The sequence below is a fragment of the Leifsonia poae genome, assembly GCF_050632195.1.
GTDB lineage: Bacteria > Actinomycetota > Actinomycetes > Actinomycetales > Microbacteriaceae > Leifsonia > Leifsonia poae_C.
In genome coordinates, this window is record NZ_CP192580.1 from 2,084,025 (window position 1) to 2,098,622 (window position 14,598).

The window sequence follows — 14,598 nt, forward strand, 5'->3', positions numbered from 1 at the left end:
AACGGAGCACTCACTACATGACAACCGCAACGACCGACAAGGCACCCAAGCAGGTCGCCGTCAACGACATCGGATCTGCTGAAGACTTCCTTGCCGCGGTCGAAAAGACGCTGAAGTTCTTCAACGACGGTGACCTCATCGAAGGTACTGTCGTCAAGATCGACCGCGACGAGGTCCTCCTCGACGTCGGATACAAGACCGAGGGTGTAATCCCCTCCCGCGAACTCTCCATCAAGCACGACGTCGACCCCACCGAGGTCGTCGAGGTCGGCGACACCGTCGAGGCGCTCGTTCTCCAGAAGGAGGACAAGGAAGGCCGCCTCATCCTGTCCAAGAAGCGTGCGCAGTACGAGCGCGCGTGGGGCGACGTCGAGAAGATCAAGGATGCCGACGGTGTCGTCACCGGTACGGTCATCGAGGTCGTCAAGGGTGGTCTCATCGTGGACATCGGCCTGCGTGGCTTCCTCCCGGCATCGCTCATCGAGCTCCGCCGCGTTCGCGACCTCACGCCGTACCTCGGCCAGGAGATCGAGGCGAAGATCCTCGAGCTCGACAAGAACCGCAACAACGTTGTGCTTTCGCGTCGCGCCCTGCTCGAGCAGACCCAGTCCGAGAGCCGCACCACGTTCCTGAACAACCTGCACAAGGGTCAGGTCCGCAAGGGTGTCGTGTCGTCGATCGTCAACTTCGGTGCGTTCGTCGACCTCGGCGGCGTCGACGGTCTCGTCCACGTCTCCGAGCTCTCCTGGAAGCACATCGAGCACGCCTCCGAGGTCGTCGAGGTGGGTCAGGAAGTCACCGTCGAGATCCTCGAGGTCGACCTGGACCGCGAGCGCGTCTCGCTGTCGCTCAAGGCGACCCAGGAGGACCCGTGGCAGGTCTTCGCCCGCACCCACGCGATCGGTCAGGTCGCACCGGGCAAGGTCACCAAGCTGGTTCCGTTCGGTGCGTTCGTTCGCGTCGCAGACGGCATCGAGGGCCTCGTGCACATCTCGGAGCTGTCGGGCAAGCACGTCGAGCTCGCCGAGCAGGTCGTGTCGGTCGGCGACGAGGTCTTCGTCAAGGTCATCGACATCGACCTCGAGCGTCGCCGCATCTCCCTCTCGCTGAAGCAGGCGAACGAGGGCGTCGACCCCGAGGGCACCGAGTTCGACCCGGCACTCTACGGAATGCTCACCGAGTACGACGACCAGGGGAACTACAAGTACCCCGAGGGCTTCGACCCGGAGACCAACGAGTGGAAGGAAGGCTTCGAGTCCCAGCGCGAGAAGTGGGAGCAGGACTACGCTGCAGCCCAGGCTCGTTGGGAAGCTCACAAGAAGCAGGTCGCCAAGGGCCTCGAAGAGGCCGCAACCGAGGGCGCCGCGGCGTCGACCGGTGGCTCCTCCTTCTCGAGCGAGGTCGCCGGAGGCGGCACCCTCGCCGACGACGAGTCGCTCGCGGCTCTGCGCGAGAAGCTCAGCTCGAACTCCTGATCGAGTAGCAAGCACTACCGTGTGAAACGGCCGGTCCTTCGGGGCCGGCCGTTTCTGCGTTCCGGATGCGGACGCTTCGCCTAGCATGGACTCGTGCAGCTGATCGGACTCACCGGCGGGATAGCCTCCGGCAAATCGACCATCGCCCGCCGCCTCGCCGATCACGGCGCCGTCGTCGTCGACGCCGACCAGATCGCCCGCGAGGTCGTCGAACCCGGTCAACCGGCACTCGCTGAGATAGCCGAGGCGTTCGGAGACGAGGTCATCCAGGCCGACGGACGTCTCGACCGGCCGGCTCTCGGGGCGATCATCTTCGCCGACGAGAACGCGCGTCTGCGACTCAACGGGATCACGCATCCCGCTGTCCTCCGAGCCTCGACGGCGCGCTTCGAAGAGGCCGAGGCTGCCGATCCCGATGCGATCGTCGTCTACGACGTGCCGCTGCTGGTGGAATCGAAGAACGCGTACCCGTTCGACCTGATCGTCGTCGCCGATTCCTCGGCCGAGACCCGCATCGACAGGTTGATCGAGTTGCGGGGGATGGGGCCGGCCGAGGCCGAGCGCCGCATCCGGTCGCAGGCCTCGGACGAGGAGCGACTGGCCGTCGCCGATGTCGTGATCGACACCGACGGCTCGCTCGAGTACACCCTGGAGCAGACGGATGCGCTCTGGCGGCGACTGACCGCCTGAGCCGGTTCCGCCCAGAGCGCACACCGCCATCAATGTCGGTGGCGCTCCCTAAACTTGAGGTATGCAACCCACGCGCGCCGTCCGTCCATTCGAGGTCGTGAGCGAGTACCAGCCAAGCGGTGACCAACCGCAGGCGATCGCCGAACTCGCCGGGCGCATCAACGCCGGAGAGACGGATGTCGTGCTGCTCGGCGCTACAGGAACCGGCAAGTCCGCGACCACCGCCTGGCTGATCGAACAGGTTCAACGTCCGACCCTCGTGCTCGCCCACAACAAGACGCTGGCCGCTCAGCTCGCCAACGAGTTCCGTGAGCTGATGCCGAACAACGCGGTCGAGTACTTCGTCTCCTACTACGACTACTACCAGCCCGAGGCCTACGTACCCCAGACGGACACCTTCATCGAGAAGGACTCCTCGATCAACTCCGAGGTCGAACGGCTCCGGCACTCCACCACAAACTCGCTGCTCAGCCGCCGCGATGTCGTGGTCGTCTCGACCGTGTCGTGCATTTACGGTCTCGGCGCCGCCGAGGAGTATCTCGAGGCTATGGTCGCCCTCCAGGTGGGCGAGAACGTCGGGCGCGACAGGCTCATCCGGCGTTTCGTCGGCATGCAGTACGAGCGCAACGACGTCGACTTCTCGCGCGGAAAGTTCCGTGTGCGCGGCGACACGATCGAGATCATCCCCGTCTACGAAGAGCACGCGGTGCGCATCGAGCTGTTCGGCGACGAGATCGAGGCGATCTACTCGCTGCACCCGCTCACCGGCGAGATCATCGAGAAGGTGGATGCGGTCTCGATCTTCCCCGCAACGCATTACGCCGCGAGCCCGGCGACGATGCAGCGCGCCATCGGCACCATCCAGACCGAGCTGCATGACCGGCTCGTCGAGCTGGAGCGCGAGGGCAAGCTACTCGAGGCTCAGCGGCTCAGGATGCGCACTCAGTTCGACATCGAGATGATGGAGCAGATCGGTTTCTGCTCGGGCATCGAGAACTACTCGCGTCACATCGACGGCCGTCAGGCGGGCGAAGCCCCGAACTGCCTGCTCGACTACTTCCCCGACGACTTCCTCGTGGTGATCGACGAGTCGCACGTGACCGTGCCCCAGATCGGTGCGATGTACGAGGGCGACTCGTCGCGCAAGCGCACCCTGGTCGAGCACGGCTTCCGGCTGCCGAGCGCTCTGGACAACCGACCGCTCAAGTGGAACGAGTTCAAGGATCGCGTCGGTCAGACCGTCTATCTCTCGGCGACCCCGGGTCGCTACGAGATGGGTATCGCCGATGGCGTGGTCGAGCAGATCATCCGCCCGACCGGTCTCATCGACCCGGAGATCGTCGTGAAGCCCACCAAGGGCCAGATCGACGACCTGCTGGAAGAGATCCGCCAGCGGGTGGAGCGCGACGAGCGCATCCTGGTCACGACCCTCACCAAGAAGATGGCGGAGGAGCTCACCGACTACCTCGCCGAAGCGGGCGTCAAGGTTCGCTACCTGCACTCTGACGTCGACACGCTCCGCCGCGTTGAGCTGCTCACCGAGCTGCGAGCCGGCGTCTACGACGTTCTGGTCGGCATCAACCTGCTGCGTGAGGGACTCGACCTGCCCGAGGTGTCGTTGGTGGCGATCCTCGACGCCGACAAGGAGGGCTTCCTGCGGTCGTCGACCTCGCTCATCCAGACGATCGGTCGAGCGGCCCGAAACGTGTCCGGCCAGGTGCACATGTACGCCGACGTGCTCACCGATTCGATGAAGAACGCCATCGAAGAGACCGACCGCCGGCGCGAGAAGCAGGTGGAGTACAACCGCGTCAACGGCATCGACCCGACGCCGCTCCGCAAGCGGATCGCCGACATCACTGATGTGCTCGCCCGAGAGGGTGCGGACACGGCGCAGATGCTTGCGGGCCGCGACGCCCGCAAGAAGAGCCCGACTCCGAACCTGCGCAAGGGCGGGATTGCAGCGAACGGCGCGAACGAGCTCGAGTCGCTCATCGCCGACTTGAACGAGCAGATGCTCCAAGCTGCCGGTGAGCTCAAGTTCGAGCTGGCCGCCCGGCTGCGCGACGAGCTCGGCGACTTGAAGCGAGACCTGCGACAGATGGAGAAGGCCGGCCACCTGGGCTGAGCATCCCCGGCTGAGCATGCCCGCCTGGCCGCGCCGCTCTGAACAGCTTCCGCGGGATACCGCGCTACGGTGAGAGTGTGTGCGGGACAACGGCGTGGGACGACGGTGACTGGGCGGTGACGGCTCGATGAAGCGTCACCGCACCCTTTTCCTCTGCTCCGGGCTGATGCTCCTCGTCATCGGGGCGGTCGCTCTGCAGGGGACGCCGGTCTTTGGCGGGATGGTCTGGGTGCCCGACTGGTCGGCGCAGACGCCGCCGCCCATTCAGGGCACGGATGCACGAGCCAGCGCCACGCCGGCCGCAGTTCCCCACGAGGTCGCGCGGATCGACGCATCCTGGATCTTCCTGCTGATCGCCGTCGTCGTGCTGATTGTGGTCGCGTTCCTGATCTGGCGCGCGGTGCGCAGGCGCCTCCAGCGGCCCGAGCCGGTAGGTGAGATCCTCGACCTCGGCGGACTGGACGACGCCGAACTCGAGCCGCAACCCGAACCGGATGTCCCGCAGGTGCGCCGCGGCCTGGACCGCGCGCTCGACATCCTCGGCGAGCCGCGGCAGCCGAGGGATGCGATCGAGCAGGCCTGGCTGGGGTTGCAGGAGGCCGCCGAAGAATCCGGGGTCCGTCGCTTGCCGGCCGAGACGCCGAGCGAGTTCACCGCTCGCATCCTCTCGCGTGTCGGCGCTGACACGACCGCGGCGCGAGTGCTGCTCGACCTCTACCTCCGGGTGCGGTTCGGCGACGCGGCGGTGACGGCTCAGGATGTCGAGACTGCACGCGCATCGCTCGAGTCGCTGCGAGCATCCTGGACCGCCGAAGCCCCCGGTGCCTCGGGCGGTACGCACCGATGACAGAACGCACAGGACGGCGGGCGCTGCTCGGCCGCACGTATCGCCGAAGGCTCGTGGGATGCATCCTGCTCGGTCTCCTGGTCGGTGTTGCCGCTTGGTTTTTCGGCGTCGACCTCGGGCACGCGATCGGACTCGGTGCGGTGGCCCTCGCCGCCTCCGCCTGCGTCAGCCTGATCGGCGACCAGCCGCGCGTGGACTGGGCACCCGACCCGGCGATGCCGAGAGACGGCGCCCGGCGCGACGTCGTGCAGCTCGGCTGGGCTCTGCACACGCGCGGCGGGGCCGTCGCGCCGGAGGCCGTGCGGCGTCTCCGCACCCTCGCCGCCCAGGTTCTGGACCTGCACGGTCTCGACCTCGACGACCCTGCGCACCGTCCGGCGATCGAGGCGGTTCTTGGAGGCGACCTGCTGCGCATCCTTCGCCGGGGCACCGCCGAGTCGCCCAAACTCGGCACCTATCGAGCCGCTCTCGTCACGCTCGAGCGGGTGGCTGAATCACCGCCCGGCCCACTCGCCCCGACCGAGGCACCCGCTGAATCGAACAAGGAGAACACCGATGCCCGCTGATCCCACCACGACCTCCCCTGTGCCGCTCGGTGTTGCCGACATCGCCGGGCTGAGCGCGGAGATCCTCGACCGGGTGTCGACGGTGGTCGTCGGGATGCGCGCCTCGCTCGAACTCGCCGTCGCGACGATCCTCGCCGGCGGCCATGTGTTGTTCGAGGATGTGCCGGGCCTCGGAAAGACGCTTGCAGCGAGGAGCATCGCGTCGGCCGTCGGCCTGGACTTCCGCAGACTCCAGTGCACGCCCGATCTCCTCCCCGCAGACATCACGGGGTCGTTCGTCTACGTTCCGTCTTCGGGCGAGTTCACGTTCCGCCCTGGGCCGGTGTTCACCGGTCTGTTCCTTGCCGACGAGATTAACCGCACGTCGCCCAAGACACAGTCCGCGCTGCTCGAGGCGATGGCCGAAGGGCAGGTGACGGTCGAAGGGCAGAGCTTTCCTCTCCCGCACCCGTTCCACGTGGTCGCGACCTCGAACCCGATCGAGTACGAGGGAACGTACGCTCTGCCCGAGGCGCAGCTCGACCGATTCATGGTTCGCCTTGCCGTGGGGTATCCGGATGCGCAGGGCGAGAGCCGCGTGCTCCTCGCGCGGGTGAGCCGTCGCCACGAACGAGCGGATGTGGAGCCCGTGATCGATGCGGCGACCCTCCGCGCGATGCAGTCGGGAATCGAACTGGTCGACGTCGATCCGGACATCGCCGCTTACTGCGTCGCCCTCGCGGCCGCGACCAGACGGCACCGCTCGGTCGAGGTCGGTGCGTCGCCGCGCGGATCCCAGGGTCTCCTGCTGGTCGCCCGGGCGCGCGCGGTGATGGCGGGACGTGACTTCGTCATCCCCGATGATGTGAAGGCCGTCGCCGTGCCGGTGCTGGCCCACCGGCTGTCTCTGACGGTTCAGGCGTGGACGAGCGGTGTGCAAGCGAGTCAGGTCGTCGCGGAGGTCGTGAGCTCCGTGCCAGGGCCGCCGGTCGTCGGATCGCGAGAGCGCGCCGGTGCAGGTGCTGGTGCCGGTGCAGGCACGGCTTCGGAGCAGGGTCCCGTCGCTTGAGCGCCACTCCGCGGCCGTCCGGACGGCGGTGGGATCTGAGCCCCGGGATCGTCGGTGGGGTCGTCGCCGCGACCGTGTGCATCATCGCGGGATTCGTGACCGCACGCGTCGATCTCGTGCTCGTCGGTGTGCCGCTGATCGTGGCCGCGGCCTACGCCTGGGACAGGCGGCCTGCAGAGACGCTGCGGGTGGACGTGCGCGCGTCGGCCGAGACGGGCGGTGAGGACGCCCGGGCGATCGTCGAGGTCGCTTCCGGGATGCGGGCGGACGCAGTCGAGATCAGGCTGGCTCTGCGCGGCCAGGCTCCGCTCGAGGCGGTCGTCTCGGTGCGCACCGCGAAGCGGATCACCAGCTCGTTGCGTCTGGCGCACTCGGGCCCGCAGCGACTTGTGAGTGCCGAGACGCGCATCCTGGGCGCCGATGCTTCGATCGTCAGCGCTCCGACCGCGCCCGCAGTCGCCGACCGCGTGGTGCAGCCGAAAATCATCCCGGTGCGAAGTCTGCCCCTCCCCGCGCGCCTGATCGGTTTGACGGGACAGCACGCCTCCGCGCGCCCCGGCGACGGCGGCGAGTTCCGTGATGTCGGCAAGTTCGCACCGGGGGACCGACTCCGTCGAATCGACTGGAAGGCGACGGCGCGGCGCGCCCAGGTGCCCGGCGACCTCTTCGTGCGCCGCACGATGGCGACGTCGGATGCGGCGATCCAGTTCGTGATCGACAGTCGCGACGACCTGACCGGTCGGGTCGTCGACTGGGCGGCCGCGTATCCGGAACCGGGAATCGGCTCGCAGGATCTCGCGCGCGAAGCCGTCGCCTCACTCGCCACCGCATATTCGGGAGCGGGCGACAGGGTCGGCTTCGACGACCTGGCGAACGCGTCGCGCGGCATCCCGCCCCGAGCCGGCGGTCGCCACCTGCAGCGCGTGCTGCGGGCAGTCTCGCTCACCGGTCCGAGCGGGGCGGTGACCGACCGCGTACGCGCGCCCATGCTCGCGCCGGGCGCGCTCGTGTACATGCTCTCGACCTTCCTCGATGAGCAGCCGCTGCGCTTGGCGCTGACCTGGCGGGCGGGCGGACACCGGGTCATCGCGGTCGACGTGCTCCCGCGGATCGACACCCATGGGCTCGTCAGCCGGGAGACGGTCGCGCTGGAGGTCGTCGAGTTGGAGCGGGACCTGAGATTCCGGCGGCTCGCAGCGGCCGGGATCGACGTGATGACGTGGCAGGACCCCGACGGACAGTCGCGCGAAGCGCGGCTCCGCGAGCTCAGCAGACCGAGGAGGATGCGGTGAGCGCGCTCGAACCGGCTGTGCCCGATCTCGGATTCCAGGTTCCCGGATGGGCGGTGCGTGCGCTTTTCGCGATCGTCGCGGTGGCGCTCTCAGTAGCCTTGGCGGCTCCGGGATTCTGGCTGAGCGTCGCGCTGCTCCTCGCGGCGACCGCCGTCGCCGTGCCGCGCTGGCTGACCGCCTGGTTCCTGATCGGCGGCCTCGCGCTCAGCTTGCTGACCCACGGGCAGTCGGCGAACGATTGGCGACCGTACGTCCTGATCGCGGGTGCGCACGCGCTGCACATCCTTGGGTCATGGATGCTCGTCATCCCTCTCCGCGCCAGGACGCAGCCCGCCGCGCTGTGGCCGAGCGCGCGGCGTTTCATATTGATTCAGGTGCCCGTGCAAGTCGTCGCTGCGGCAGCGCTCGTCCTGACGTCGGCGACATCGGGCGGCTCGATCCTGGCGCTCGCGGTCGTCGGGGGAGTCGCGGTCGTTGCCATCATCGTTGTGCTCTCGGCACCTCTCGTGAGGCGACCGCGCGACTGAGGTTGCAATGTCGGTGGTCCGGCATAGACTCGGCGCGTGCTGGGTCGGCCCCCGGATCGGGTTCGGGGCGCGGCGGTCAAGGCGAACCGCTACAATCGAACATATCTTCGATGCGCGGTGGGCGAACACGGGCCGGCATCGTCAACGAATAGCGGAGAATTGATCGAGTGACTATCAGCAAAGTGACCGGATCCCACCTCAGTGTGCGGGGCGCGCGTGTGCACAATCTGCACAACGTCGACCTCGAGATTCCGCGCGACTCGATGGTGGTGTTCACGGGCCTGTCGGGCTCGGGCAAGTCGTCGCTCGCGTTCGACACCATCTTCGCCGAGGGACAGCGACGCTACGTCGAGTCCCTGTCTGCGTACGCCCGCCAATTCCTCGGGCAGGTCGATCGTCCCGACGTCGACTTCATCGAAGGGCTCAGCCCGGCGGTCTCGATCGACCAGAAGTCGACCAACCGCAACCCGCGGTCCACGGTGGGCACTATCACTGAGATCTACGACTACATGCGTCTGCTCTGGGCGCGCATCGGGGTTCCTCACTGTCCTATCTGCGGTGAGCGCATCCAGCGCCAGACGGTGCAGCAGATCGCCGATCAGCTCATGGAGCTCGAGGCGACGACGCGATACCAGATCCTTGCCCCGGTCATCTCGCAGAAGAAGGGTGAGTTCGTCGACCTCTTCAAGGAGCTCGCAGCCGCGGGATACTCGCGCGCGCTCGTCGACGGCGAGCCGGTGCAGCTCAGCGAACCGCCGATCCTCAAGAAGCAGTACAAGCACGACATCTCGGTCATCGTCGACCGTCTGGTGGCCGGCCCCGACATCCTCGGGCGGCTGACCGACTCGCTCGAAACCGCGCTCCGACTCGCCGACGGCATCGTCAAGATCAACTTCGTCGACCTCGAGGGCCCGGAGTCGTGGCGCACGTTCAGCGAGAAGCTGTCCTGCCCGAACAACCACCCCATCCAGCTCACCGAGATCGAGCCGCGCACGTTTTCGTTCAACGCACCGTTCGGTGCGTGCCCCGAGTGCTCGGGCCTCGGCACGCGGATGGCCGTCGACGAAGACCTGCTCCTCGGTGACGACTCGCTCAGCATCGCCGAGGGCGTCATCGTGCCGTGGACGACCCAGGGCAAGGGTCTCTTCCAGTACTACGAGAAGCTGCTCGACGGTCTCGCCCGCGATCTCAAGTTCTCCCTCAAGACGCCATGGCACAAGCTGAGTGAAGAGGTCAAGAACGCGGTCATGCGCGGCGACAACTTCGAGGTCAAGGTCAAGTGGAAGAACCGTTACGGCCGCGAGATGAGCTACACGTCCGGCTTCGAGGGCGTCGTTCCCTACATCGAACGTCAGTACCTCCAGGCCGAGACGGATACGCAGCGCGCGCGTTGGGCGGAGTACCTCCGTGAGGTCCCGTGCCCGGTCTGCGGCGGCAAGCGGCTCAAGCCCGAGGTTCTCGCGGTGCTCGTGCACGGCTCCAGCATCGCGGATGCGTCTGAGCTCAGCCTCAGCGACGCCCGCTCGTTCATGGAGAAGCTGCACCTCACCGAGCGCGAGGAGAAGATCGCGGCGCAGGTTCTTCGCGAGATCAAGGTGCGGCTCGACTTCCTCATCCAGGTGGGGCTGAACTACCTCAACCTGTCGCGCGCGGCGGCGACCCTGTCGGGCGGCGAGGCGCAGCGCATCCGTCTCGCCACGCAGATCGGCTCGGGCCTCACGGGAGTGCTTTACGTGCTCGACGAGCCGAGCATCGGCCTGCACCAGCGTGACAACCGGCGACTGATCGACACCCTGATCGCGCTGCGCGACCTCGGCAACACCTTGATCGTCGTCGAGCACGACGAAGACACCATCCGCACCGCCGACTGGATCGTCGACATCGGCCCCGGCGCCGGCGTCAACGGCGGTCACGTGGTGCACTCGGGCTCGTATGACGACCTGCTCCACAACACCCGCTCGCTCACCGGCGACTATCTCGCCGGCCGCAAAGAGATCGAGATCCCGGCCAAGCGCCGCAAGATCGACAAGAAGCGCAAGATCTCCGTGGTCGGGGCGCAGGCCAACAACCTGAAGAACGTGACCGTCGACTTCCCACTCGGCGCATTCGTCGCCGTGACCGGTGTCAGCGGTTCGGGCAAGTCATCGCTCGTCAACGACATCCTGTACCGAGTACTCGCCAACAGGCTCAACGGTGCGCGCAAGCTCCCCGGCAAGCACAAGGCGATCACGGGTCTCGACAACCTGGACAAGGTCGTACACGTCGACCAGGCGCCGATCGGGCGCACGCCGCGCTCCAACCCGGCGACGTACACGGGTGTGTTCGACCGCATCCGCACTCTTTTCTCCGAGACCGTCGAAGCCAAGACCCGCGGCTATCTGCCGGGCCGGTTCAGCTTCAACGTCAAGGGCGGACGCTGCGAGGCCTGCTCGGGCGACGGCACGATCAAGATCGAGATGAACTTCCTGCCCGACGTCTACGTCGCGTGCGAGGTCTGCGGGGAGCGCGCTACAACCGCGACACCCTCTCGGTGCACTACAAGGGCAAGAACATCGCCGAGGTGCTCGACATGCCGATCAGCGAGGCGGCCGAGTTCTTCCAGCCGATCTCGTCGATCCATCGCTTCCTGCAGACCCTCGTCGACGTCGGCCTCGGCTACGTGCGACTCGGACAGAGCGCCACGACACTGTCCGGCGGCGAGGCGCAGCGCGTCAAGCTCGCCACCGAGCTGCAGCGCCGCTCGAACGGACGCAGCGTCTACGTTCTCGACGAGCCGACCACCGGCCTGCATTTCGAGGATGTTCGCAAGCTCCTGCTGGTGCTCAACGGGCTGCTCGACAAGGGCAACACGGTGATCGTGATCGAGCACAACCTCGACGTGATCAAGTCGGCCGACTGGATCATCGACATGGGTCCCGAGGGCGGCGCGGGCGGTGGCGAGGTCATCGCGACGGGCACCCCCGAGCAGATCGCCGACGCGCCTGGAAGTCACACGGGCTACTTCCTCAAGGAGATCCTGCAGGGCGCGGAGAGCGCCCGGGGCGCCGCGTAGGATAACCGCGTGGCAGACACCGTCAGCTACCGGCCTAAAGCCGGGGAGATCCCGACCCAGCCGGGCGTCTACCGTTTCCGCGACCCGAAGAGCCGCGTTCTGTACGTCGGAAAGGCGAAGAATCTCCGCGCCCGCCTGAGCAACTACTTCCAGCCGCTGCGGAGCCTGCACGAGCGCACGCGTCGCATGGTGACGACCGCCGCATCCGTCGAGTGGACCGTCGTCGCAAGCGAGTTCGAGGCGCTGCAGCTCGAGTACACCTGGATCAAAGAGTTCAATCCGCCCTTCAACGTGCAGTTCCGCGACGACAAGTCGTACCCGTACCTCGCGGTGACGCTCGGTGACCGCATCCCGCGCGTCATGGTCACGCGCCACCGAGGTCAGAAGGATGCGCGCTACTTCGGGCCGTATACGAAGGTCTGGGCGATCCGCGACACCGTGGACCTGATGCTCAAAGCCTTCCCGATGCGCAGCTGCTCTGACGGTGTCTACCGCCGGGCGGAGCTGACCGGGCGGCCGTGTCTGCTCGGCGATATCGGTAAGTGCGCCGCGCCCTGCGTCGGCAGGATCAGTCCCGAGGATCACCGCGAGCTCGCGGAAGACTTCGTCTCTTTCATGGCGGGTAACGACACGCAGTACATCCGGGTCATGACCGACCGGATGAAGCAGGCGGCGAGCACGCAAGACTACGAGGCCGCCGCGCGTCATCGCGACGCGATCCAGGCCCTCGAGGCCGCCATGGGCAAGAGTGCCGTCGTACTGCCCGACAACGTCGATGCCGACGTCTTCGGCATCGCCCATGACGAGCTGGCGGCCGCGGTGCAGCAGTTCATCGTGCGGGGCGGGCGCATCCGCGGTGTCCGCAGCTGGGTCGTCGACAAGGAACTCGACGTCTCCCTGGGTGAGCTCGTCGAGACGGTGGTCCAGAATGCCTACGAGAGCGCGGATGCGCCCCTCGCGAGATCCTCGTCCCCGAACTCCCCGAAGACGTCACCGAGCTGGAGCAGTGGCTCACCGCACGACGTCAGGAGGTCGGCGACCCTTCGGCCCCCCGCGGCGCCCTGAGCGGCCGTGTGGCGATGCGGGTCGCTCAGCGCGGCGACAAGGCCGCTCTTGCGCAGACCGTCGAGATGAACGCGAAGAACGCGCTCATCCTCTACAAGACTCGGCGTAGCTCCGATTTCGTGGCGCGCTCCAAGGCGCTGAACGACATTCAGGATGCCCTGGGCATGACCGACGCGCCGCTCCGGATGGAGTGCTACGACGTCTCGCACCTGAGCGGAACGAACATCGTGGCGTCCATGGTCGTCTTCGAAGACGGACTCCCGCGCAAAGACCAGTACCGCCGATTCAGCATCCCCGAGTCGACCGACGACACCGAGTCGATCTATCAGGTCATCTCACGACGCCTGGCCTATCTCCGCGATCCCGAGCTCGAGCCGGTCGAGGAATCCACTGTCGCGTTCACCACCGACGACGAGCGCTCGGATGAGCGCGGTGACGATCTCGAGATCGACGTCGAGGCCGAGTCCGACGTCGAGGCAGAGATCGAGGCCGCCGCCGAGAAGCGCCGCAAGAAGTTCTCCTACCCCCGAACCTCCTGATCGTCGACGGCGGCCAACCGCAGGTCGCGGCCGCCAGACGCGCTCTGGAGGAGTCCGGTGTGCAGGGTATCCAGCTCGCCGGCATCGCCAAGCGCCTCGAGGAGATCTGGCTCCCCGACTCGGATTTCCCAGTGATCCTGCCGCGCAACAGCGATGCGCTCTTCCTCATCCAGCGCATCCGGGATGAGGCCCACCGGTTCGCGATCACCTACCAGCGCACCCGCCGCAAGCGCGACATCGGTTCGGTTCTCGGGGAGATCCCGGGGCTCGGCCCGTCGCGGGTGAAGGAGCTCCTGAAGCACTTCGGGTCGGTGGCTCAGCTCAAGAAGGCGACGCCCGAGCAGATCGCAGAAGTGCGGGGAGTAGGCCCCACCCTTGCTGGGGCCATCCACGACCGACTCGCCAGTCGGTAGGCTGGGGGCACACCGAGGCCGAGGAGCGAAGCCCATGTCCACCGACAACGAGCAGCAGGAAGTGCTGATCGTCACGGGAATGTCGGGCGCTGGCCGCTCGACCGTCGCGAACGCCCTCGAAGACCTCGACTGGTACGTGGTCGACAACCTGCCGCCCCAGATGCTGCGTCCGCTGATCGAGCTGGCGAACCGAGCCGGCTCGACCCTGCCCCGCATAGCTGCGGTCGTCGACGTTCGAGGCCGCAATTTCTTCACCGACCTCCGCGACATGATCCAGACGCTGCGCGAGGGCACCAAGGTGCGGGTCCTCTTCTTGGAGGCGACGGATGCGGCCCTCGTTCGCCGCTTCGAGGCCGTACGACGACCCCACCCGCTCCAGGGCGATGGGACCATCCTCGACGGCATCGTCGCAGAGAGGTCGCGCCTGCGCGAGATCCGCGAGGCGAGCGACATCATCGTCGACACGTCCGACCTGAACATCCACCAGCTGGCCACGAACATCACCGAGACGTTCGCAGCTGAGAACACGGCCGGCGTTCAGGTCACGGTGATGAGTTTCGGGTTCAAGTACGGACTTCCAGCGGACGCCGACCTCGTCGCCGACGCGCGCTTCCTGCCGAACCCGTTCTGGAATCCTGAGCTGCGACCGTTCACCGGCCTCGACGACATCGTGCGCGACTTCGTTCTCGAGCAGGAGGGCGCCGACGATTTCATCGAGGCGTACTACGCGGCGTTGCGTCCCGTGCTCGCCGGCTACCAGCGCGAGAACAAAAGGCACGCCATGATCGCGGTAGGCTGCACAGGCGGAAAACACCGCTCGGTGGCGATTGCGGAAGAGCTCGCCACCCGTCTGCAGAATCTCCCAGGGATCGCGGTCAACACCAAGCACCGCGATCTCGGCCGTGAATGAAGCCGGCCACCCGACCCCGGCCTCCGCACGGCCGATGACAGAAAAG

9 protein-coding genes and 2 pseudogenes are annotated in these 14,598 nt (G+C 66.9%); all 11 read left to right on the forward strand.

All coding sequences use genetic code 11. The annotated features are described in order from the left end of the window. Positions 1 to 17: 17 nt before the first annotated feature. Positions 18 to 1,475, forward strand: a complete 1,458-nt coding sequence (gene rpsA, locus ACQ86A_RS10560; protein WP_431277039.1) for a 30S ribosomal protein S1 — start codon at positions 18 to 20, stop codon at positions 1,473 to 1,475. A 93-nt stretch (positions 1,476 to 1,568) separates the two neighbouring features. Further along, a complete protein-coding gene (gene coaE, locus ACQ86A_RS10565) occupies positions 1,569 to 2,165 on the forward strand; it encodes a dephospho-CoA kinase (RefSeq protein ID WP_431277040.1) in 597 nt (198 codons plus the stop codon). A gap of 61 nt (positions 2,166 to 2,226) precedes the next feature. Continuing rightward, the gene (uvrB, locus tag ACQ86A_RS10570) at positions 2,227 to 4,293 is read left to right on the forward strand and encodes an excinuclease ABC subunit UvrB (protein ID WP_431277041.1); all 2,067 of its coding nucleotides are present in this window, start codon (positions 2,227 to 2,229) and stop codon (positions 4,291 to 4,293) included. 166 nt (positions 4,294 to 4,459) lie between these two features. Next, the gene (locus tag ACQ86A_RS10575; RefSeq protein ID WP_431277042.1) at positions 4,460 to 5,140 is read left to right on the forward strand and encodes a DUF4129 domain-containing protein; all 681 of its coding nucleotides are present in this window, start codon (positions 4,460 to 4,462) and stop codon (positions 5,138 to 5,140) included. Beyond that, the gene (locus tag ACQ86A_RS10580; RefSeq protein ID WP_431277043.1) at positions 5,137 to 5,706 is read left to right on the forward strand and encodes a hypothetical protein; all 570 of its coding nucleotides are present in this window, start codon (positions 5,137 to 5,139) and stop codon (positions 5,704 to 5,706) included. The genes ACQ86A_RS10575 and ACQ86A_RS10580 overlap by 4 nt, the downstream gene beginning before the upstream one ends. Beyond that, a complete protein-coding gene (locus ACQ86A_RS10585; RefSeq protein WP_431277044.1) occupies positions 5,696 to 6,754 on the forward strand; it encodes an AAA family ATPase in 1,059 nt (352 codons plus the stop codon). The genes ACQ86A_RS10580 and ACQ86A_RS10585 overlap by 11 nt, the downstream gene beginning before the upstream one ends. Then, a complete protein-coding gene (locus ACQ86A_RS10590) occupies positions 6,751 to 8,046 on the forward strand; it encodes a DUF58 domain-containing protein (RefSeq protein ID WP_431277045.1) in 1,296 nt (431 codons plus the stop codon). Before ACQ86A_RS10585 ends, ACQ86A_RS10590 begins: the two co-directional genes overlap by 4 nt. Beyond that, positions 8,043 to 8,573, forward strand: a complete 531-nt coding sequence (locus tag ACQ86A_RS10595; protein WP_431277046.1) for a hypothetical protein — start codon at positions 8,043 to 8,045, stop codon at positions 8,571 to 8,573. Before ACQ86A_RS10590 ends, ACQ86A_RS10595 begins: the two co-directional genes overlap by 4 nt. 167 nt (positions 8,574 to 8,740) lie before the next feature. Beyond that, positions 8,741 to 11,625, forward strand: a pseudogene (uvrA, locus tag ACQ86A_RS10600) (excinuclease ABC subunit UvrA). Positions 11,626 to 11,634: 9 nt separating this feature from the next. Then, a pseudogene (gene uvrC / locus ACQ86A_RS10605) lies at positions 11,635 to 13,642 on the forward strand (excinuclease ABC subunit UvrC). Positions 13,643 to 13,676: 34 nt separating this feature from the next. After that, complete coding sequence (gene rapZ / locus ACQ86A_RS10610; protein WP_431277047.1) at positions 13,677 to 14,552, forward strand: RNase adapter RapZ; 876 nt, start codon at positions 13,677 to 13,679, stop codon at positions 14,550 to 14,552. Positions 14,553 to 14,598: the final 46 nt, after the last annotated feature.

What these genes read in the sequence shown, in the direction of transcription:
- rpsA (WP_431277039.1), top strand. Translation starts at nt 18, where the DNA reads ATGACAACCGCAACGACCGACAAGGCACCCAAGCAGGTCGCCGTCAAC.
- uvrB (WP_431277041.1), top strand. Translation starts at nt 2,227, where the DNA reads ATGCAACCCACGCGCGCCGTCCGTCCATTCGAGGTCGTGAGCGAGTAC.
- ACQ86A_RS10575 (WP_431277042.1), top strand. Translation starts at nt 4,460, where the DNA reads ATGCTCCTCGTCATCGGGGCGGTCGCTCTGCAGGGGACGCCGGTCTTT.
- ACQ86A_RS10580 (WP_431277043.1), top strand. Translation starts at nt 5,137, where the DNA reads ATGACAGAACGCACAGGACGGCGGGCGCTGCTCGGCCGCACGTATCGC.
- ACQ86A_RS10585 (WP_431277044.1), top strand. Translation starts at nt 5,696, where the DNA reads ATGCCCGCTGATCCCACCACGACCTCCCCTGTGCCGCTCGGTGTTGCC.
- rapZ (WP_431277047.1), top strand. Translation starts at nt 13,677, where the DNA reads ATGTCCACCGACAACGAGCAGCAGGAAGTGCTGATCGTCACGGGAATG.